15 protein-coding genes and 1 tRNA gene are annotated in these 21,208 nt (G+C 70.3%); 9 read left to right on the plus strand and 7 right to left on the minus strand.

Translation table 11 applies throughout. The annotated features are described in order from the left end of the window. The first annotated feature begins 811 nt into the window (after positions 1 to 811). On the plus strand, positions 812 to 1,750 hold the full coding sequence (locus ACXJKQ_RS10460) for a LysR family transcriptional regulator (protein WP_457105688.1): 939 nt from the start codon (positions 812 to 814) through the stop codon (positions 1,748 to 1,750). A gap of 9 nt (positions 1,751 to 1,759) precedes the next feature. On the opposite strand, the gene ACXJKQ_RS10465 is transcribed toward ACXJKQ_RS10460, so the two are convergent. Beyond that, entirely contained in the window at positions 1,760 to 3,244 is a 1,485-nt protein-coding gene (locus ACXJKQ_RS10465; RefSeq protein WP_457105689.1) for a DUF2252 domain-containing protein, read from the minus strand. 267 nt (positions 3,245 to 3,511) lie between these two features. Here ACXJKQ_RS10465 and ACXJKQ_RS10470 point away from each other — a divergent pair, with 267 nt between their 5' ends. The 6 genes from ACXJKQ_RS10470 (at position 3,512) to ACXJKQ_RS10495 (ending at position 12,356) form a co-directional block, all read left to right on the plus strand. Beyond that, a complete protein-coding gene (locus tag ACXJKQ_RS10470) occupies positions 3,512 to 5,164 on the plus strand; it encodes an acetolactate synthase large subunit (RefSeq protein WP_457105690.1) in 1,653 nt (550 codons plus the stop codon). Between the two features lie 43 nt (positions 5,165 to 5,207). Further along, complete coding sequence (locus tag ACXJKQ_RS10475; protein WP_457105691.1) at positions 5,208 to 6,383, plus strand: iron-containing alcohol dehydrogenase; 1,176 nt, start codon at positions 5,208 to 5,210, stop codon at positions 6,381 to 6,383. A gap of 151 nt (positions 6,384 to 6,534) precedes the next feature. Next, on the plus strand, positions 6,535 to 7,359 hold the full coding sequence (locus ACXJKQ_RS10480; RefSeq protein WP_457105692.1) for a poly(R)-hydroxyalkanoic acid synthase subunit PhaE: 825 nt from the start codon (positions 6,535 to 6,537) through the stop codon (positions 7,357 to 7,359). Next, positions 7,352 to 8,497 (plus strand): class III poly(R)-hydroxyalkanoic acid synthase subunit PhaC, encoded by a 1,146-nt coding sequence (phaC, locus tag ACXJKQ_RS10485; protein ID WP_457105693.1) that lies wholly within the window; start codon positions 7,352 to 7,354, stop codon positions 8,495 to 8,497. The genes ACXJKQ_RS10480 and phaC overlap by 8 nt, the downstream gene beginning before the upstream one ends. 381 nt (positions 8,498 to 8,878) lie before the next feature. Further along, on the plus strand, positions 8,879 to 10,891 hold the full coding sequence (locus ACXJKQ_RS10490; RefSeq protein WP_457105694.1) for an acyl CoA:acetate/3-ketoacid CoA transferase: 2,013 nt from the start codon (positions 8,879 to 8,881) through the stop codon (positions 10,889 to 10,891). Beyond that, positions 10,884 to 12,356 (plus strand): NAD-dependent succinate-semialdehyde dehydrogenase, encoded by a 1,473-nt coding sequence (locus tag ACXJKQ_RS10495; protein WP_457105695.1) that lies wholly within the window; start codon positions 10,884 to 10,886, stop codon positions 12,354 to 12,356. Before ACXJKQ_RS10490 ends, ACXJKQ_RS10495 begins: the two co-directional genes overlap by 8 nt. Positions 12,357 to 14,117: 1,761 nt before the next feature. Here the strand turns inward: ACXJKQ_RS10495 and ACXJKQ_RS10500 are convergent. Both ACXJKQ_RS10500 and leuC read right to left on the minus strand, forming a co-directional pair. Continuing rightward, positions 14,118 to 14,202: transfer RNA gene (locus tag ACXJKQ_RS10500), tRNA-Leu, on the minus strand. Positions 14,203 to 14,269: 67 nt separating this feature from the next. After that, positions 14,270 to 15,682: a 3-isopropylmalate dehydratase large subunit gene (gene leuC, locus ACXJKQ_RS10505; RefSeq protein ID WP_457105696.1), complete on the minus strand. Its 1,413-nt coding sequence runs from the start codon at positions 15,680 to 15,682 to the stop codon at positions 14,270 to 14,272. 239 nt (positions 15,683 to 15,921) lie between these two features. Here leuC and ACXJKQ_RS10510 point away from each other — a divergent pair, with 239 nt between their 5' ends. Both ACXJKQ_RS10510 and ACXJKQ_RS10515 read left to right on the plus strand, forming a co-directional pair. After that, positions 15,922 to 16,893, plus strand: a complete 972-nt coding sequence (locus tag ACXJKQ_RS10510) for a 2-hydroxyacid dehydrogenase (RefSeq protein WP_457105697.1) — start codon at positions 15,922 to 15,924, stop codon at positions 16,891 to 16,893. Continuing rightward, a complete protein-coding gene (locus tag ACXJKQ_RS10515) occupies positions 16,890 to 17,792 on the plus strand; it encodes an AprI/Inh family metalloprotease inhibitor (protein WP_457105698.1) in 903 nt (300 codons plus the stop codon). The genes ACXJKQ_RS10510 and ACXJKQ_RS10515 overlap by 4 nt, the downstream gene beginning before the upstream one ends. A gap of 31 nt (positions 17,793 to 17,823) precedes the next feature. Here ACXJKQ_RS10515 and ACXJKQ_RS10520 read toward each other — a convergent pair whose 3' ends face one another. The 4 genes from ACXJKQ_RS10520 to ACXJKQ_RS10535 all read right to left on the minus strand — a co-directional run bounded on the left by ACXJKQ_RS10520 (position 17,824) and on the right by ACXJKQ_RS10535 (position 21,085). Then, positions 17,824 to 18,441, minus strand: coding sequence for a cytochrome b (locus tag ACXJKQ_RS10520; protein WP_457105699.1), 618 nt, complete (start codon positions 18,439 to 18,441; stop codon positions 17,824 to 17,826). A gap of 67 nt (positions 18,442 to 18,508) precedes the next feature. After that, the gene (locus ACXJKQ_RS10525) at positions 18,509 to 19,096 is read right to left on the minus strand and encodes an NAD(P)H-dependent oxidoreductase (RefSeq protein ID WP_457105700.1); all 588 of its coding nucleotides are present in this window, start codon (positions 19,094 to 19,096) and stop codon (positions 18,509 to 18,511) included. A 166-nt stretch (positions 19,097 to 19,262) separates the two neighbouring features. Continuing rightward, a complete protein-coding gene (locus ACXJKQ_RS10530) occupies positions 19,263 to 19,919 on the minus strand; it encodes a class I SAM-dependent methyltransferase (protein ID WP_457105701.1) in 657 nt (218 codons plus the stop codon). 2 nt (positions 19,920 to 19,921) lie between these two features. Beyond that, a complete protein-coding gene (locus tag ACXJKQ_RS10535; RefSeq protein WP_457105702.1) occupies positions 19,922 to 21,085 on the minus strand; it encodes a glycosyltransferase in 1,164 nt (387 codons plus the stop codon). Between the last annotated feature and the right edge of the window lie 123 nt (positions 21,086 to 21,208).

Genomic DNA, 21,208 nt, shown 5'->3' on the forward strand with positions numbered 1-21,208 from the left:
TCGGCCCAGAGAGGGGTCGGCGCGGGGGGCATTTCCTCCACCCCGCCGGGCTGACTGCCGCCCGGTCTCACGCCCGCCTCCGAGACACGCCCCGCACCGGTCRCGCCGCCCGGGGCGATGGCGGCTGAGAGCCACCGACGCGGGCGCCGCCCCGTCCCCGGATCCGCCCGGTCAGCCACCGCACGGACCCCCGAAGGACGCCCCGGGATCGCTCCCGAAGCGCCGTGGACAGGTSRSGGCTTATGGGCACAAAATAGGAACATTGTCAAGATCGAGGGACGGTGGGACGCCGCGACGACGGGGTGCGAGACGCCGTTCCACTCCCCCGGGCGGGCCGCGATGGTCACGCATCCGAGTCGGACACGGGCGCCGGCGCCGGCGGCGGAGCGCGACGCGCCCCTCTCTCCTGCGGGAGAGGGTTGGGGTGAGGGGCAAGACGCGTCAGATCGAGCACGCGGTCGACGGGCGAGTCCGTCGCGCTTTCTGCGGATGACGCCCATCCCTCACCCTGTCCCTCTCCTGCACGGGAGAGGGGACCCGCGCCTCATCCTCAAGCCGCGTTGCCGCGGCAGATGTTGGAATTCGCCAGGCCGCTCGGGAGAGGGGGCATGGCGCGCCTGACCCGACCGGAAACGCCCGCGGTCCCGGTCGTTGCCGCACCATCGGGATCGGCCGGAGAGCCGCCGTCCGAGCCGGGTCCCGGCCTGGTGGCGCGTCCGGATCCCGGGCTCTACTGTGCGAACCCGGGATGACGGGGAAGCGGCCGGGTCTGCTATGTCGGGCGTCCGAGCCCTCATCGATCGCGACGCCCGTGGCCATCGACCATATCGATCTCAGCCGGATCGACCTAAACCTGCTGGTCGCCCTCGACGCCCTGCTCGATGAGCGCAGTGTCACCCGGGCTGCGGCCCGGATCGGGATCGGCCAGTCGGCCATGAGTTCGAGCCTCGCCCGCCTGCGGCGCCTGTTCGACGACGAACTCCTGACCCGGGCTCCGGACGGGATGCGGCCGACGCCGCGCGCCCTCAAGATCGCCGAGCCGCTGCGCGCCACCCTTCGGCAGGTGCAGGCGCTGGTGCACCGGGAGGAGCGCTTCGACCCGGCCACCGTCGAGCGGACGTTCACGTTGAGCCTGCCCGACAGCGTCGAGGTCCTGCTCGGACCCCGCCTAATCGCGCAGCTCCGCCGGGAGGCGCCCGGCATCCGGCTGCTGCTGCGCTCGGTCGACCGGACGCGCATCCTCGACGAACTCGACGCCGACCGGGTGGACCTCGCCATCGGTCTGTTCTCCGAGGGCCAGCTCCATCACAAGCAGCGGCTGCTCTACCGGGACAGCTACGTGGTGCTGTTCAACGCCGCGTTGATCGGCTTGCAGCCGCCGATCGGCCTCGATGACTACCTGCGGTTCCCGCACGTCCTGACGTCCCTGCGCGAGACCGCCCACGGGGTCGTCGACGACGCGCTGGCGCTCATCGGCCGGTCCCGCACCCTGGCGGTGACGACCCCGCGCTTCCTGGTCGTCCCGTTCATGGTGCGGGCGGCGCCGGTGATCGCCACGATGCATGCGCGGCTGGCGACCGCCTTCGCCAGCGCCTTGGCGCTCAGCGTCAGCCCGGTGCCGGTGGCCCTCGACGACGTGGCCGTCTCGATGCTGTGGCACGCCTCCTACGACCACGACCCGGCCCATCGCTGGCTGCGGGATCTTCTGGTGCGCCTGGCCAACGGGGCGCCGGAATTCGGCGTCCTCTGACGGCCGGCCTCACAGGCACGGATCGTCGGCGGCCGCGAGGCGGCCGCTCGCGATCGCCGCGCGAAACAGGCCGAAATCGGCGGCGTTCCGCTCCGCATAGGCCGCCGCCCAGTCGGCGATCGCCCCGCTCAGGTCGTGGTGCTTGCCGCTGCCGCAATAGCCGGCGATCGCCGCCGCATCGCCGGTCCGGGCATGGGCGCGGGCCAGCAGCGCCCCGTAGGCGTACGAGAAGTTCAGGAGCGGCGCGCCCGACATCCGCGCCAGGGGGATGGCCCCCTTCAGGTTCTTCATCTGCCGCACGTAGAACGGGCGGCCCTCGATGCTGGTCCACCCGAGCAGGGGATCGCCCACCGCCTGGAGGAGGCGCTGGCCGTAGATCACGCGCTCGCCCTCGTGATCGGCAAAGGGGGCGGGCGCGTCCGGCAGATACGGCGCGTGCGCCGGCTTCACCGCTTCCTTCACCTGCAGGAAGAGCGCGTCCGCGTCGGAATTGCCGAAGAGCAGCGCAAGGTAGGCGCGGGTCCCGACGCTGCCGACCCCGACGACCCGGTGGGCCACGTCGACCACGTGGTAGCGGTCGAGCATGAAGCGGCGCTCGCGCGGCAGGGTCTCGGCGTAGCGCTCCAGTCCGGTGACGACGCCCTCGCGAGTCGCATCGTCCACGGGCGTGAGGATCGGCGGATCGGTCTGCAGGCGCCAGCTGCCGTCGGTGCGCCGCTCGGCGACCTGGGCGAGGAGGCTGCGGTTGTTCCGCCGCCGCGCCTTGTCGACCGCCTGCCGAACGACGGCCCGGGCCTCCGCGTCCATGCGCAGCCCGGCGATGCGGGGAACGTCGGCCCGCGTGGTCTGATACCAGACGTCCAGGGAGCCCTGCGGCGCGAGGCGGCGCATGGTGTGCTGGTAGCCGAAGACCGCCTCCATGACGGCCTCGCGCCGCTCGCGCGCCGACGCGCCCGCGTCCTCGATGGCGATGGCGAGGCCGGCGGCCAGCCGCTTCAGATCCCATTCCCACGGGCCGATCGTGACCTCGTCGAAATCGTTGAGATCGAGCACGATGTCACGCTGGGGCGTGCCGAACAGTCCGAAATTGTCGATATGCGCATCGCCGTTCATCACCACGTCGATGCCGCTGCGCGGCCCGCGCGACAGATCCCACGCCATGACGTGCGCGGCCCCGCGCAGGAAAGCGAAGGGCGAGGTCGCCATCCGGGCGACCCGCAGCGGGATCAGCTCGGGCTGCCGTCCCCGATGCGCGGCCTCGATCAGGGCGACCGGGTCGGGCCGGTCCGGATCGGCCGCAAGCGCGGCCTGGCCCGCGTGGGGGACGTCGGCGCGCAGCCGCTTGCCGGCCCTGCGGCGCTTGTCCCAGGCTTCGACGCCCGCGCGGAGGTCGATCCGGGGAAAATCCGCGATCGGCGCAAGCACCGCCTCGACGCCCGGGGCCTCTGTGTCCCCGTCCTCGGGGGCAGCCTTATCGCTTTCGACGCGATCCATCGATGTCCCACCACTGACGTCCGGCCGACCCCGGCCGTCGAAGCCTCGTCCTCGGACCGGGACAGACGGCCGGACGATAGCATCCGCCCGGCTCTGTGACCTATCGAGCCCGAAGCACCCTTGACCACCCTACGGGCGAGCCTTCTAACGAATCGGGTATTCTAAGGCCGCCCGTCCGTCCCGGACCGTGCCGTTTCAGGCCTCACGACGCGCAGGCCGGGGACGGCCCAGGCACCTCAGGCGCGCCGAGCATCAGCGAGACTTCGCATGCCCAAGGGTTCAGATCTCCTCGTCGCCGCCCTCGAGAACGAGGGTGTGGACCGTATCTTCGGCATCCCCGGCGAGGAGAATCTCGACGTCGTCGAGTCGCTGCGCCATTCCAAGATCGAGCTGGTCCTGACCCGCCACGAGCAGGCGGCGAGCTTCATGGCCGCCACCCACGGCCGCCTCACCGGCCGTCCCGGCGTCTGCCTCTCGACTTTGGGTCCGGGCGCGCTGAACTTCTCCACCGGCGCCGCCTACGCCCATCTCGGCGCGATGCCGATGATCATCATCACCGGCCAGAAGGGCATCCTGTCCTCGCGGCAGGCGAAGTTCCAGATCGTCGACGTGATCTCGTCGATGAAGCCGATCACCAAGATGGCCCGGCAGATCGTCTCCGCCTCCTCGATTCCCACCATCGTGCGCGACGCCTTCCGGGTCGCCACCGAGGAGCGGCCCGGGCCGGTGCTTCTGGAGCTGCCCGAGGACATCGCCGCCGAGGAGGCCGAGGCGCATCTGGTGCCCTCGCATCCGATCGACATCCCGGTCGCCCACCCGGCCGCGATCGACCGTGCCGCCGCCATGATCCTGGGGGCCAAGCGCCCGCTGGTCATGCTCGGCGCCGCCGCCAGCCGCCCCCGCGCCACGGGCGAACTCGGCGGCTTCGTGCAGCGCACCGGCATCCCGTTCTTCACCACCCAGATGGGCAAGGGCACGGTGGCGGGCGGGACCGACCTCTACATGGGCACCGCGGCGCTCTCGGAGCGCGACTACGTCCACGAGGCGATCGACAAGGCCGACCTGATCATCGCCATCGGCCACGACACGATCGAGAAGCCGCCCTTCTTCATGGGCCAGGCCGACCAGAAGGTCCTGCACATCAGCTACATGCCGGCGAACGTCGAGCAGGTCTACTACCCCGATGCCGAGGTGGTCGGCGACCTCGGCCCGACCCTGAAGCTGCTGGCCGACAAGCTCGACGGCAAGCTGCCGAACGCGGGCGCGCTGCTGCACCTGCGCGAGCACATCCTCAGCCACATCGCCGACCGGGCCGGCGAGGACCGCTTCCCGGTGACGCCGCAGCGCCTCGTGCGCGACGTGCGCCGGGTCATCCCCGAGGACGGGATCGTCTGCCTCGACAACGGGATGTACAAGATCTGGTTCGCCCGGAACTACCGCACCTACGTCGCCAACACGCTGCTCCTCGACAACGCGCTGGCCACCATGGGCGCCGGCCTGCCCTCGGCCATGATGGCGGCGATGCTCTACCCGAACCGCCGCGTCATGGCGGTGTGCGGCGACGGCGGCTTCATGATGAACAGCCAGGAGATGGAGACCGCGGTGCGGTTGAAGCTCAATCTCGTGGTGCTGGTGCTCGACGACTCGGCCTACGGGATGATCCGCTGGAAGCAGGCGGTCGACAAGTTCGCCGATTACGGCATGACCTTCAACAACCCGGACTTCGTGCTCTACGCCAAGTCGTACGGGGCCACCGGCCACCGGGTCGAGTCGGTCAACGACCTCGTGCCGACCCTCGATAAGGCCTTCGCGGCGGGCGGCGTCCACCTCGTCGCGGTGCCGATCGACTATTCCGAGAACACCCGCGTGCTGGTCGATGAGCTGCGCGCCAAGGTGAAGGATTTCGAGCCCGCCGAGTGAGTTCGGTTTCGCAGATGGTCGGCATGCAAGACAGGGCAGCGCGATGAACCCGTTCACCTTCCAGACCACGCCGAACGTGCTGTTCGAGGCGGGCGCCTCCCGGAAGCTGCCGGACATCGTCGGCAGCTTCGGGGCCAAGCGCGTCCTGCTGGTCACCGACAAGGGCGTGCGCAGCGCCGGGCTGACCCAGGCCGCCGAGGCGGCTCTGGCCGCCGCGGGAATCACCCTCGACGTCTACGAGGACGTGGTCGCCGACCCGCCCTCCACGGTGATCGAGGCAGCGGCCCAGCGCGCCCGGGACCTCGGGACCGACCTCGTCCTGTCGATCGGCGGCGGCTCGGCACTCGATACCGCCAAGCTCGTGGCCTACCTCGCCAAGTCGGACGAGCCGCTGGATTCGATCTACGGCGTCGGCCTCGCCAAGGGCGACCGGCTGCCGCTGATCCTCGTGCCGACCACCGCCGGCACTGGCTCGGAGGTGACGCCGATCTCGATCGTCACCACGCCCACCACCGAGAAGAAGGGCGTCGTCGCGCCGAAATTGCTGCCCGACTGGGCGGTGCTCGACCCGGAACTGACCCTCGGCCTGCCGTCGCACGTCACGGCGGCCACCGGCATCGACGCCATGGTCCACGCGATCGAGGCCTTCACCAGCAAGAACAAGAAGAACCCGATCTCCGACCAGCTCGCCAAGCAGGCCCTGGCGCTGCTCTCGGCCAACATCCGCACAGCCTGCACGGACGGCAAGAACCTCGAGGCGCGCTCCGGCATGCTGCTCGGCTCGATGCTGGCCGGCATGGCCTTCGCCAACGCGCCGGTCGCGGCGGTTCACGCCCTGGCCTATCCGGTGGGCGCGATCTTCCACGTTCCGCACGGGCTCTCGAACGCCCTGGTGCTGATGGGGGTGATGCGCTTCAACCTCTCCCACGCGGAGGGGCTCTACGCCGAGCTGGCGCCGATCCTCGATCCCGCGGCCGCAGATCTGCCCCCGGCCCAGGCCGCCGCCCGGTTCGTGGAGAGCCTCGACGCGATCTGCCGGGACTGCAAGGTGCCGGCGTCCCTCGCCGAGGTCGGCGTCGCCCGGCAGGACCTGGAGCGCATGGCGTCCGACGCGATGAAGCAGACGCGGCTCCTCGTGAACAACCCGCGCGAGGTCACCTACGACGACGCCTTCGCGATCTACGCCCAGGCCCTCGGGGACGCGCGCCCGGCGGCGTGAAGACGGGTCGCCGGCTCCGTCATCACGAGCGCAGCGAAGTGACCCAGGGTCGCGCGAGGTTGTCAGACGTGGCGCGACTGGATTGCGTCGCTCCGCTCGCAAAGACGGAGGCGGCGTTTTCAGCCTCGGGGCCATGAGGAGAAACGCCAGCATGGACCAGTTCGACGCGTTCCGGGCGATGGGCGAGTTCTGGACCCGGGCCGGCGCGGGCTTCCTCACCCCCGGCGCCGGACAGGCCGCCCCCGGCTTCGGCTGGCCGACCTTTCCGACCACCGATCTCGCCGGCCTCGCCACGGCGCAGGCCAAGCTCACCGAGGCCTGGACTTCCGCCACCGCCCTTTCGCAGACCCTCGCGAAATCCCTCCAGGGCGGCCCCGGCGCGCCGAACCCGACCGCCGGGGCGGTGCTGGCCCGGATCTTCGATCCCCAGGCCTGGCTCGGCGGTTCGGGCGAGTTCGACGCCGCCCTCACCCGCATGGCCGAGGGTCCGCAACTCGCCGACCTGTGGCAGACCGAGCGGCGCTACGCGGCCCTGTTCACCGCCTGGGCGAGCCTGCGGCGGGCACAGAGCGAGCATCAGGCCGTGATGCTGGAGGCCTGGACGCGGGCGGCCGGGACCTTCGCCCAGGAGGCCAATGCCCGCGCCGAGCGCGGCGAGAGCTTCGCCTCCGCCCGGGACATGATGACCCGCTGGATCGAGACCGCCAACGCGGTCCTGCTGGAGGTCCAGCGCTCGGAGACATTCCTGACCTCGCAGCGGGCGGTGCTGCGGGCCTCCACCGACCTTCGCCTCGCCCAGCAGGACGTGGCAGCCTACCTGTCCGAATTCTACGGCCAGCCGACCCGGGCCGAGCTCGACGATGTCCACAAGAGCCTGACCGAGCTGCGCCGCGAGGTGCGGGCGCTTCGCCGCGAGCGCCGCGCGGCCCGAGCCAAGGCGGACGGCGCGCGCCCCGCGGAGGAAGCCCATGGCTGATCAGGAGTGCCCCAAACCGGAGAGCCTGCAGGCGCCGGCCGCGCCGCTCGCCCTCACCCCGGCCGAGATGCTGGCCGAGATCGGCACCCTCGGCCAGCGCATCAGCGCCGGCGCCAAGCTGTTCTCGGAGGTCCGCGACGCGGATGTCGCGATCGCCACCACGCCGAAGGACTTGGTCTGGAGCCAGGACAAGGTCCGGCTCTACCGCTACCGGCCGCTCGCCGAGAGCAAGGGCCTGCCGCCGGTGCTGATCGTCTACGGGCTGATCGGCCGCTACACGATGGCCGACCTGCAGGAGGACCGCTCGCTCGTCCGCAACCTCCTGAATCTCGGCCTCGACCTCTACGTGGTCGACTGGGGCAATCCGGGCCGGGCCGACCGCTACGTCACCATCGACGACTACGTGGACGGCTACCTCGCCGAGTGCGTCGCCTTCATCCAGGAGGCGGCAGGGCGGGAGAAAATCAGCCTGCTCGGCATCTGCGAGGGCGGCGTCTTCACCACCTGCTACGCGGCGCTCTACCCCGAGACCGTCAACGCGATGGTCCTGACCATCACGCCGATCGACTTCCACGCCGATGCCCAGGATGCCCGCGCCGGCCACGGCTTCATCAACGTCTGGACCCGCTCGCTCACGCCCGAGGACGTGGACCGGATGATCGATGCGCAGGGCTCCCTGCCCGGCGCCTTCATGGGCTCGGTCTTCTCCATGATGACGCCGATGCGCACCATGACGAAGTACAACCTCGACCTGCTGGACGCCCTCGACGACAAGAAGAAGTTTTTGAATTTTTTGCGGATGGAGAAGTGGATCGCCGACCGGCCGGACCATCCCGGCGAGGCGGCCAAGCAGTGGCTGAAAGACCTCTACCAGGACAACAAGCTGGTCCAGAGCGCCTTCGAGCTCGGCGGCCGGAGGGTGGATCTGAAGGCCATCACCTGCCCGGTGCTGAACGTGTTCGCCCAGGACGACCACATCATCCCGCCCGCCACCTCGCAGGCGCTGAAAGATAAGATCGGCACCACCGATTACACCGAGATGGGGCTGCCCGGCGGCCATGTCGGGGTTTTCGTCGGCGGCAAGGCGCAGAAGTTGCTGGGGTCGGGCATCGCCGACTGGCTCGGCCAGCGGGGGTAGGATGGTCGCGCGAAGGCTCTCGCACAACGCGACGCCCCTCCCCTACCCCCGTCGCGGGGCCGGCTGCCGGAGACACACATCGTGCGCCACGCCGCGGCGGCAGGATGAAGCGCGGGTCCCCTCTCCCGTGCGGGAGAGGGACAGGGTGAGGGATCAGGTCTGTCCGGAGAAGGTGCAACCCGACGGCGCTTCGAGGGCGTGCTCCATCCTGACGCGCTTAGTCCCTCACCCCAACCCTCTCCCGCACGGGAGAGGGGGCTCGTCGCGCTCAAGCGCCGGCGCCGTTGTCCCACTCCGCTCCGTCAATAGCGCAGCCCGCACAGGTTTGTGTGCGACGCGCCGAGCCGTTCCAGCCGTATCCCGGGCGCCGAGGACCACCCCATGGGCAGCCTGAAGAACAAGATCGTCAGCGCCGACGAGGCGGTCGCCATCCTGCAGGACGGCGACATGGTGGCCGTCTCCGGGTTCGTGGGCATCGGCACCCCCGACGAGCTGATCCTGGCGCTGGCCCGGCGCTTCTCATCCGGCGCCGGCCCGCACGGGCTCGGGCTGATGTTCGCCGCCGCCCCCGGCGACGGCAAGGAGCGCGGCCTCAACCAATTGGCCCTTCCGGGCCTCGTCCGCCGCGTCGTCGGCGGCCACTGGGCGCTCGTGCCCAAGCTCGGCGCGATGGCGGTCGAGGGCCTGATCGAGGCCTACAACCTGCCGCTCGGCGTGGTCTCGCACCTCTACCGGGAGATCGCCGCCCACACCCCCGGCCACATCACCAAGGTCGGCCTGCGCACCTTCGTCGATCCGCGCCTGGAGGGTGGCAAGCTCAACGCCGTGACGCAGGAGGACCTCGTCAGCGTGGTCGAACTCGGCGGCGAATCCTGGCTCCACTACAAGGCCTTCCCGGTGAACGTCGCGCTGATCCGCGGCACCACGGCCGACCCCGCCGGCAACATCACCATGGAGCGCGAAGCGCTCACCCTCGACAACCTCGCCGCCGCCATGGCGGCGAAGAACTCGGGCGGCTTCGTCATCGCGCAGGTCGAGCGACTGGCCGAGGCCGGGTCCCTCAACCCGCGCGAGGTGCAGGTGCCCGGCGTGCTGGTCGATTGCGTGGTCCTGAGCCAGCCCGAGAATCACCGCCAGACCTACGGCACGCCCTACAACCACGCCTTCACGGGCCGCCAGCGGGTGCCGCTCGACCGGATCGCCCCGATGGCGCTCGATACCCGCAAGGTCATCGCCCGGCGCTGCGCCTTCGAGCTGCCGCCCGGCGGCGTGGTCAATCTCGGCATCGGCATGCCCGAGGGCGTCGCGGCGGTCGCCGCCGAGGAGCGGGTGCTGAAGTACCTGACGCTGACCGCCGAGCCCGGCGTGATCGGCGGCCTGCCGCAGGGCGGGCTCGATTTCGGTGCGGCACTCAACCCGGCCGCCGTGCTGCACCAGAACCAGCAGTTCGACTTCTACGACGGCGGCGGCCTCGATCTCGCCTGCCTGGGCCTCGCCCAGTGCGACGCCGAGGGCAACGTCAACGTCAGCCGGTTCGGCAAGAGGCTCGCGGGCGCGGGCGGGTTCATCAACATCTCGCAGAACGCCAAGAGCCTCGTCTTCGCCGGCACCTTCACGGCCGACGGCCTCAAGGTGGCGGTGCAGGATGGCGGCATCCGCATCCTCGCCGAGGGCCGCTCCCAAAAGTTCATCGCCGCGGTGGAACAGGTGACCTTCTCGGGGGCCTACGCGGCCGAGCGCGGCCAGCCGGTGCTCTACGTGACCGAGCGCTGCGTGTTCCGGCGGACGCGGGCCGGCATGGAGCTGGTCGAGGTCGCGCCCGGCATCGACATCGCGCGCGACATCCTGGGCCAGATGGGCTTCACGCCGATCGTGCAGGACCCAAAGCCGATGGATCCGCGCCTGTTCCGCGAGTCCGTCATGGCGCTGGAGCCCTGGCTGCTGGGCCTCTCGCTGTCGGAGCGGATCAGCTATGACCCGGAGCGCAACATCCTGTTCTCGAACCTCGAGGGTTTCCAGGTCCGGACCATCGACGACGTCGAGCTGGTGCGCCGCGAATACGAGCGCGCCTGCCAGGAGATCGGCCGCAAGGTCCACCTGATCGCCAATTACGACGGGTTCGAGATCGATCCGACGGTGAGCGACGCCTACTTCTCGGCGATCGCCTATCTCGAAAACCGCTATTACGAGACCGCGTCCCGGTATACCACGAGCGCGTTCTTGCGATTGAAACTCGGCGCCTCGTTGGCGAGCCGCGACCTGGCTCCCCATGTCTTCGAGACAAAAGCCGAGGCGCAGGCGAGGAATACGGCCCAGAGCGTGCCTCTCAAGCCGCGGCCCGGCCTGTCCCAGTCCGACATGCCGCGGCCGCCGAAGGAACCGTTGGATGCCTGAGTTCGAGACCCCCTCCCTGAAGGACCGCGCCCTGCTGGTCGATGCCTGCCTGATCGGCGGCGCATGGTCGAAGGCCGGTTCCGGCAGCATCGACGTCACCAACCCGGCGACCGGCGCGCTGATCGCCCGGGTGCCGAATGCCGGCGCCGACGAGACCCGCCAGGCGATCAAGGCCGCTCACGCGGCCTATCCGGCCTGGCGCGCCAGGACCGCCAACGAGCGCGCCGTGCTTCTGCGCAAGCTCGCCGCCCTGGTGACCGAGCACCAGGAGGATCTGGCTCAGATCCTCACCGCCGAGCAGGGCAAGTCGCTGACCGAGTCCCGCGGCGAGGTCGCCATGTCGGCGGCCTACGTGCTGTGGTTCGCGGAAGAAGCGCGCCGCGTCTACGGCGACGTGATCCCCTCCCCCTGGGGCGACCGCAAGATCCTCGTCACCAAGGAGCCGGTCGGCGTCRTGGCGGCGATCACGCCGTGGAACTTCCCGTCCTCGATGATCGCCCGCAAGATCGCCCCGGCGCTCGCCGCCGGCTGCCCGATCGTGATCAAGCCCGCCTCGCAGACCCCGCTCTCGGGCCTCGCCTGGGGCGTGCTGTGCGAGCGCGCCGGCTTCCCGGCCGGCACGGTCTCGATCCTCACCGGCTCGGCCCGGGCGATCGGCGCCGAGATGACCGGCAACCCGCTCGTCAAGAAGATCACCTTCACGGGCTCGACCGAGGTCGGCAAGGTGCTGCTGGAGCAGGCAGCAGGCACGGTGAAGAAGGTCTCGATGGAGCTGGGCGGCAACGCGCCCTTCATCGTGTTCGACGACGCCGACCTCGACAGGGCGGTCGCCGGCGCGATGCTCGCCAAGTACCGCAATTCCGGCCAGACCTGCATCTGCACCAACCGCTTCCTCGTGCAGGACGGGATCTACGACGCCTTCGCGGAGAGGATGGCCGAGGCGGCCAACCGCCTGAAGGTCGGCAACGGCGTCGAGGACGGCGTCGCGCAGGGGCCGCTGATCGACATGGCCGCGGTGGAGAAGACCGAGGCGCATATCCGCGACGCCGTCGAGAAGGGCGGCCGGGTGATCGCGGGCGGCCACCGCCACGCGCTGGGCGGCCAGTTCTTCGAGCCGACGGTGATCACCGGCGCCACCCCCGCCATGGCGGTGGCCCGGGAGGAGACCTTCGGGCCGCTGGCGCCGCTGTTCCGCTTCCGCGACGAGGCGGAGGCGATCCGCATGGCCAACGACACCGAGTACGGGCTGGCCTGCTACTTCTACACCCGCGACCTCGGCCGCACCTTCCGGGTCGCGGAGGCGCTGGAATACGGCATGGTCGGGATCAACGAGGGGATCATCACCACCGAGGTGGCGCCCTTCGGCGGCGTGAAGGAATCCGGCCTCGGCCGCGAGGGCTCGTACCAGGGCATCGAGGATTACCTGAACACGAAGTACCTGTGCGTCGGAGGGCTGGGCGCGTAGGGGCTCGGCGGATGTGCGGGAAACCAGAATTTGCACATTCAGCCCATACCTGAGACGGGCTGAGCCTATATCCCGTCACCGGGGGCCTGCGTTCGACGCCGCACTTGAATCCGCCTGAGGTCGCCCGGTCCGGAACGGTCCAGCCGCGATCCCTGGCGGATCGCACCACCTTCAGGCGCCGGTTCAGGAGGTCGCGCCGGCGGCCTGACGCTTGCCACCAAACCGGTGCGACGCGCCCGCGCACGGCGGGCCACGCCAGTTGGGATTTGCGTATGCCGGCGGCCCGCAATCGGGTCCGACTAGGGTGTGAGCCAAGCGAAGCTGATGCCGGACGGGTCGAAAGTGCAGGCCACGTCCTGAAGGAATCGACGAGATCGTTCGGCCGCGCGATTTTGACAGGACTTCTCTAGTCTTTGCGCTCTATATAGCACGAAGTTCGAGCCTGCCGCATCGAACACAGCGCCAAGCCGAAACGGGTCTCCGGCTATTCTCGAGCTTTTCGCGCTCGATTTTCGACGCCTGAGCGTCGGGTCCCCATCCAAAAACGTTTTTCCCTTGCGGGCCGTTCAATCCAGGAATGATCTCGACCCATTCGATCGGGAACGTCTGTTGTTTGACGTTGAGGCGCCCTTCCTGCATGAACTCGCCACAGGAGCTGCATGTCGGCTCGAATTCAGACATTTGAGAGCTGATCCGGTAATTTTTTCGAATATGGGCGACACGAGCCACGGGTATTCATGATGTGCGGTAAGTAATTAAGCAGTGTTTATTTTCATGGATCTGAATTTAATTCTCGGGCTTTCGATGCGGGCGCATCCTTAATCCATCGGTGCTCACATCAATCGGACGGCGCTATATGTCGTTCGTCGCTGCGCGATGACAGTGTCGCCGATGCAGGGCCGAGTACCCCGGCGATCCTGGCCGCGCTCCAACCCTTCGACCCGCTGCGGCCGCTGAACCTCGCCGAAGGCCGTGCGCTTCGCGGTGAATGACCATCTGCACACTGGTCTGATCGACAAAGCGTCCCTATCAGCCGATCGGTCCGGGGAAGGGTGCCGGGATCGTTGCCCTCGCGATCACCGGTGCGCCCGTCGCGAGCGCCCTGCCTGTCGACGGCGAATTGGCCATCACGACCGCGAGGGCCGCGAGCATCAATCCGACGCTTCCGATCGATGCGAAATAGATCGGTCGATGTGCCGAGTTGTGCTGCCCATTCTGGGTGGAATGTCTCTCCGCCAAGGGTGTGCTTCGCAAGTCCTGGAACAGATCTAAGAGGAGAACAGGCCGCAGATCTCAAAGGTCCAGCCCTGTGGCGTTATCGTCCCGATCCGGCGGATCGGGGATCGGCGGCTTCAGCCCGCGGCGTCATCGCGTATCGGCGGCTGGACTGGCGCGCCGCCTGGTGCCGTCCGACCCCACCCATGGCGCGTCGCGCCTGTCCGGCCGGAACAATGCGGCGAGCTTCCGCGCCGGGGCCGAGGCAGGGCGGGCGCGGTTCGAGGCCCGCTGGCCGGGTTCGGCCCACGGGCCGTGGAGGGCCGGGGCGCGCCGTGCGGCCGAGGACGGGCCGAAAGAGGCGCAGTGCAACACCGTGTTCGGCTGGGCCGAGGGCAGTGGGGACAGCGCAACCGGCACGCGGACGGTCAACCGGGCTCGGATGGCCCGTGATGCACGAAGAACTCCCGCGCCCTCGGCCCAGGAATTCCGCACCCTAGACACAACAAAGCCCGCCAATGCGTTGGCGGGCTGCTGTCAGGCATTTGGTGCCCAGGAAAGGACTCGAACCTTCACCTCTCGCGAGACTGGTACCTGAAACCAGCGCGTCTACCAATTCCGCCACCTGGGCTCGCCGTCGGCCAATGGCCGGCGACGGCTTCGTTTAGGCAACGGAGCCGCCGCCGTCAATCGGGTTTTCAGACTTGCGGCCACTCCCGGATGTCGACGAAGCGACCGGCGACCGCCGCCGCCGCCGCCATGGCCGGGGATACGAGATGGGTGCGGCCGCGCGGACCCTGCCGCCCCTCGAAATTGCGGTTCGACGTCGACGCGCAGCGTTCGCCGGGGCGCAGTTTGTCCGGGTTCATGCCGAGGCACATGGAGCAGCCGGGCTCCCGCCAATCGAACCCCGCCGCCTTCAGGATCTTGTCCAGGCCCTCGGCTTCCGCCTGAGCCTTCACGAGGCCCGAGCCCGGTACGATCATCGCCGAGACGCCCGAATGCACCTTGCGGTCGCCGACGACCCGCGCAACCTCGCGCAGATCCTCGATGCGGCCGTTGGTGCAGGATCCGATGAAGATGCGGTCCAGGGTGATGTCGGTGATCCGGGTGCCCGGCGTCAGGCCCATGTAGGCGAGCGCCTTCTCCTTCGACTGCCGCTTGTTCTCGTCGGCGATCTCCGCCGGATCCGGCACACGCCCCTGGATCGAGATGACGTCCTCCGGGCTGGTGCCCCAGCTCACCAGCGGCGGCAGGTTGTTCGCGTCGAGGTGCACCTCCCGGTCGAAATGCGCGTCCGCGTCGGTGACGAGGCTCTCCCAATACCGCCGCGCCGCATCGTAGGCCGCACCCTTCGGCGCCTTCGGGCGGTCCTTCACGTACGCGAAGGTCGTCTCGTCGGGCGCGACCATGCCGGCCCGGGCTCCGCCCTCGATCGACATGTTGCAGATCGTCATCCGGCCCTCCATCGAGAGCGCGCGGATCGCCGAGCCGGCATATTCCAGCACGTGGCCGGTGCCGCCGGCGGTGCCGATCTCGCCGATGATCGCCAGGATGATGTCCTTCGCAGTCACACCCGGCGGCAACGTGCCGTCGACCGTCACGCGCATGTTCTTGGCCTTGCGCTGCACCAGCGTCTGGGTGGCGAGGACGTGCTCGACCTCCGAGGTGCCGATGCCGTGCGCGAGCGCCCCGAAGGCGCCGTGCGTCGAGGTGTGGGAGTCGCCGCACACGATGGTCTGGCCGGGCAGCGTGAAGCCCTGCTCCGGCCCGATGATGTGGACGATGCCCTGGCGCCGGTCGAGGGCGTCGTAGAACTCGATTCCGAAATCGCGCACGTTCTCGGCCAGGGCCTCGAGCTGCGTGCGGCTGTCGGGGTCGTCGATGCCCTGGGTGCGATCCGTGGTCTGGACGTTGTGGTCCACCACGGCGAGGGTCTTCTCCGGGTGCCGCACCTTGCGGCCGGCCACGCGCAGCCCCTCGAACGCCTGCGGGCTCGTCACTTCGTGAACGAGGTGCCGGTCGATGTAGAGGAGGCTGGAGCCGTCCGGCTGGACATCGACGACGTGGTCGTCCCAGATCTTGTCGTAGAGGGTGCGCGGGCTGGTCATCGGTCTTCGTCTTCGGGAATGGAGTCGGGGCAGAACTCTCGCGATGATGCGTCGCTCTTAGTAGGCATCGCGCGCGGTTTTCGGAAGAGGCCAGCGCCGCGCCGGTCGAAAGGCTGCCCGGCGACGGCGCGCGGATGTCACCCCCGCCGGTGGGGTCCGCTGGCGCCGCACCCCGCGCAGGCTCTATGCCGGGGCGGGGAAGGCGGCCGCACGCGAACGGTCGAACGTGGGAGTGAACGATGGCTGAGGCTCCGGTCGAGATCCTGTTGCTTCGGAAGATGCATCCCCTCATCGAAGGGGCCTTCGAGGGACGGCATACGGTGCACAGGCTCGCGGGAGCCGCGGATCCGGAGGCGCTGCTGGCCGAGATCGGTCCGCGGATCCGTGCGCTCTGCGTCGGCGGTCAGGTCAGCGTGGACGGAGCCCTCATGGACCGGCTGCCGAACCTCGAACTCATCGCGAATTTCGGCGTGGGCTACGACGCCGTCGATGCCGTCGCGGCGCACGAGCGCGGCATCGTCGTCACCAACACGCCGGACGTCCTCACCGACGAGGTCGCCGACCTGGCGATCGGCCTCGTTCTGGCGACCCTGCGGCGGATCCCCCAGGCCGACCGCTACCTCCGCGCGGGCCATTGGCCCAAGGCCCCCTTCCCGCTGACGGCGTCCCTGCGCGGGCGGCGGGTCGGCATCCTCGGTCTCGGCCGGATCGGGCGGGCGATCGCCCATCGGCTCGAGAGCTTCGGCGTCGCGATCGACTATCACGGCCGCAGCCGCAAGGCGGACGTGCCCTACACCTATCACGACACCCTGACCGGTCTCGCCCGGGCGGTCCATATCCTGATCGTGGTGGCGCCCGGCGGAGCCGACACCCGCAACCTCGTGGATGCCGCCGTGCTCGAGGCGCTCGGTCCCGAGGGCATCCTGATCAACGTCGCCCGGGGCACGCTCGTCGACGAGGCGGCGCTGACCGCCGCGCTGAAGGCGGGCACGATCCTGGGGGCCGGTCTCGACGTGTTCGAGAACGAGCCGCATGTCCCCGCCGATCTCGCCGCCCTCGACAACACGGTGCTGCTGCCGCATGTCGGGTCCGCATCCGAGCACACCCGTGCCGCGATGGCCCAGCTCGTCGTCGACAACGTCGTCTCGTGGTTCGAGGGCCGGGGTCCGCTGACGCCCGTCGGCGAGACACCCTGGAGACCGACCGCGTGAGACTGGCCCTGGCCGCCCTGCTGTCCGCATCGGCCCTGATCGCCTTTCCCCCGGTCGTCCGCACGGCCGCTGCCCAGGACGTCCCCGCCCCCACGGTCGCACCGGACGCGCCCGCGCCGGACGCGCCCGCGGCGGAGACGCTCGCGGCCCCTCCGGTTGCGTCCGCTCGGCCCAGCCTGCCCGAGAAGCTCGGAGAGGTGCCCGGGACCTGGGACCTGTCCCGTGACGGCACCAACCGCCGCTGCGTGATGACCCTGGTGCTGGACAACGGCGACACGGGGCGGCGGCTGCGCTTTCCGGCCGGATGCCGGCGCGCCCTGCCGGTCCTGAATGGGGTCGCCGGCTGGCTGTTCGTCGACGGGGCCGTGCGCCTCGTCGACCGCAACGTCCGCCCGATCCTGGACTTCGCCCGTCGGCCGGACCAGCGCAGCCTCGTCGCCCGCGCCGAGGGCGGCGAGGGCTACAGCCTCGTCCCCCTCGACATCGTGGCGATGCGCCCGGCCGGTGCGGCGCCGCCCGCGGACGTCGAGCCGACCGACGTCCCGGCCGGGCCGGGTCCCACCCCGCTCCAGACCGTGGCGCCGGTTCCGGCCGGGCTGCAGCGGGCCACGACGGCGTCCGCCGGTCCCGCGCCGGGCGTCTATGCCCTCGACCGCTTCCAGGAACGCGACACCTGCCGGATCAACCTCGACGGCGCGGGCGGCGGTGTCCACATCGTTCCTGGCTGCCACGATAGCGGGCTCGAGGTGTTCGATCCGGTCCGCTGGCACTACGCCAACGGCCGCATGACGCTGACCGCCAAGCGCGGCCACAGCATCAGCCTCGTGCCGAACGCCGAGGGCTTCTGGCGGCGCGATCCCGAGGTCGGCACCACCTTCGTCCTCCGCCACGTCGACTGAGGGCGGTCCGCACCACCGGCGTTCCGCGACTTCAGCGCCGTGCGCCGCGGCCGTCCTGCACCGGCAGCATCCGCTCGAGGAGGCCGTCCCGGCGGATCAGTAGGTGCCACACCGTCCCGGCGACATGCAGCAGGACCAGGGCGTAGACGAGCCACTGTCCGAAGACGTGGATCGACTCGGCTACCTTCTGGGCCGACTCGTCCTTCGCCAGACCCGGAATCGTGAACAGCCAGAAATACGGGGTGTCGCGCCCGGAGAAGGCGCTCAACAGGTAGCCGCTGATCGGCATGACGAGGAAGATCGCGTAGAGCAGGTAGTGGTTGACCCGGCCGATCAGCGTCAGGAGCCGGGGCGCCTGCGGATCCGGCGGGGCCGGCCGGACCATCCGCCACACGATCCGCAGGACCACGATCGCCAGGATCGTGAGGCCCACCGACTTGTGGAGCACGAACAGGCTGCCCTTGGCCGGCGTCGGCGGCAGGCTGATCGCCACCCAGGCCAGCGGCAGCACCGCCAGGACGAGGGCGGCACTCAGCCAGTGCAGCGCCTGCGACACCGGATGGTAGCGCGGCAAGCCGGACGCCGTGACGTAGGTGGCGGGCAGCGGCGTCGCCGCCACCTTGCCGGCCGTGATCGGAGAACCTGACATGATCCCTCGCGGGTGAGCGTGGCCCGTGCCGGATCTAGGGGCCGCGACAGGTCCGGGGAGTCTCCGGTCAGGCGGACGCGCCACTCCCGGTGACCCGCGCGACATCGAGCAGTGCGGCGAGTTCCGCCGCCGCGGCGCGGATCCGGGCTCCCACGGTCTCGTCGACGATGCGGCCATCCACGAGGTCGTCGGAGCCGGCATAGACCGAGGTCGGGGCGACATGGGCCGAGAAGAAGCCGAACAGCGGCCGGAGCCCGTGCTCGACCACGAGGGCGTGACGCAGGCCGCCGCCCGTGGCGGTCAGTGCCACCGGCATGCCGACCATCCGCGCCGGATCGACGAAATCGAAGACGTGCTTGAACAGCCCGGCATAGCCGCCCTGGTACACCGGCGTGCCGACGATCAGGGCGTCCGCCCCCTCGATCGCCTCGACCAGGCGCAGGGCCGGTGCCGTCAACGCGCTGCGCTGGGTCGCACCGAGGCCCGGGCCGGCATCGATCAGGTCGTAGACGGCGAGGTCGATCCCGCGCAGCCGCGCGAGTTCGGCGCCCAGCGCCTCGACCAGGATGCGGGTGCGCGAGGGCCGCTTGGCGCTCCCCGAGAAAGCGACGATGCGGGCAAGGCGCGGCTTCGGACTCGACTCGACACTCACCACGAAACCTTCCGCCGCAGCACGCCCCGATCCAGGCGTTCGAACACTCTGGCGCATGCACGGCAAGCGCCACCCGCCGAATTGACGGTATCGCATTCCCGCGCCTGATAAACCGTTGCCGGATTTGCGCCGGAGGCGGCCGACACGGACCCTCGGGCGCGGAACCCCGTCACCGCAGCCGCCAGACATGGCTGCGCTTGATCTCCGCATCCTCGAGGGATCGCGAGACCGGCACTTCGTAGGTCGCGAGGCAGTCGAGCCGGTCGCGCGGCAGGTAGGTCCGGCCTGGATCGCCGATCAGCACCGCGACGCCCCGCGCCTGCAGCCCGGTGAGCCAAACGGTCACGGCCTCGGCGAGGTCCCGTTGGTAGAAGATGTCGGCGGCCAGGACGAGGTCGACCTGGGGATCGCTACCGAGGAGGTTGTCCGAGACCGGGCTGATGCGGCCGCTGACGCCGTTGGCGTCCGCATTGAGGCGGATTGCCGCCATGGCGAAGAGGTCGAGATCGCTGGCGACGACGTGCCGAGCCCCGGCGAGGGCCGCGGCGATCGCCACGAGGCCCGAGCCCGAGGCGAAGTCCAGCACCCGGACCCCGTCCACGATGGCCGGGTGATCGAGCACGTACCGGGCGAGGGCTTGGCCGCCGGCCCAGGCGAAGGCCCAGAAGGGCGGCGGCAATCCGAGTTCCTGCAATTCCTCCTCGGTCCGCTGCCACAGGGCCGTCGCCTCGTCGGCGACGTGCAGGCGGATCTCGGGCGCATGCGGTACGGGCAGCAGACGGGTGTTGGCCCGGATGAAGCCGGCGGGATCGTCCGGAGCACGCACGCTCAACCCTCCAGCAACGCGCGCCACACCGCGCGGACGCTGTCGGTGACCGCGTCCTCGGTGAAGCCGCCGGCTTCGATGCGGGACCGCGCAGCCGCGCCGAGGGCGGCGACGAGCCCGGCATCCCCACTCAGGCGCACGAGGGCGGCAGCCAGGGCCGGCGCGTCGTCCGGCGGGACCAGCAGACCCTCGACGCCGTCGCGCACGAGGCTTCGGCAGCCCGGCACATCCGACGCCACCAGGGCGCGGCCGCAGGATGCGGCCTCCAGCAGCGTCCGCGGCAAACCCTCGCCGCCCCGTGAGGGCAGGCAGGCGACGTGGTTGTCGGACCAGACCGCTGCCACGTCGCTCGTCGGGCCGTGCCAGGCGACGCCGTCGCGACTCCAGGCGCGCAGGGTCGCCTCATCGATCGCCCGCCGGTTGGAGGGGTCCGGTGCGCCGTACAGCGCGAGTTCGACCGGCGCGCCGCCCGCCCGGGCGAGGCGGGCCGCCTCGACCGCGACGTCGATCCCCTTCGACCAGAGCATGCGGGCGACCACGGCCACGCGCAGCGGCGGCATGGGCGGGAGCGGGCGCGGGACGAAGATCGCGGGATCGACCCCGGCGCCGCCGACCACGGTCACCGTGTGGTCCAGCGGATCGAGGCCCAGAGCCCGGGCATCGTCCGGGTTCTCGAACAGGAAGCGGGTGCGGGCCGAGGCCAGCGGGCCGCGGATCAGCGCCCGCAGGCCGAGGCGCGCCGCCCGTCCGACCCGGTCGGTCCGGGCGCCGACCAGGCCGAGGCCGGTCAGGGCGAAGACCCGGGACGGGATGCCCGCCATGGCGGCGGCGGTGCCGCCGACGAGGATCCCGCGCAGGGCGATGCAGTGGACGATGTCGGCCTTGAGGGCCTTCAGGATCCCGGCGAGCTGGCCGGCCGCGTAGCCCGCCGCCATCGGGTTGAGGCTTGCCCGCTCGGCTTCCAGGGGCACGACCTGCGCGCCGGTCGCCTCGATGACGGCGCGATGCGCCCGGACCCGCGTCACCACCGCCACCGAGAGGCCCATGGCGACGGCGGCCCGGGCCATCGGCAGGAAATGCGAGGCGAAGAACCAGTCCTCGGTCACCACGAAGACCAGACGGCGCATCGGAACGGGCCAGTTCCCGGGGGCGGCTTCGGACTGCATGCGGTCCCTCTAGCACGTCGGCGCGGATCGTCCTGCGACGGATGTGCCGCCCCGGAACGGCCATCCGGTGATGCCGGTTGACGGAGACCTTCCCGCCGGGTGGTCAGCCGGGCGGCGGAGATG

It is taken from the genome of Methylobacterium sp. P5_C11, assembly GCF_054049775.1.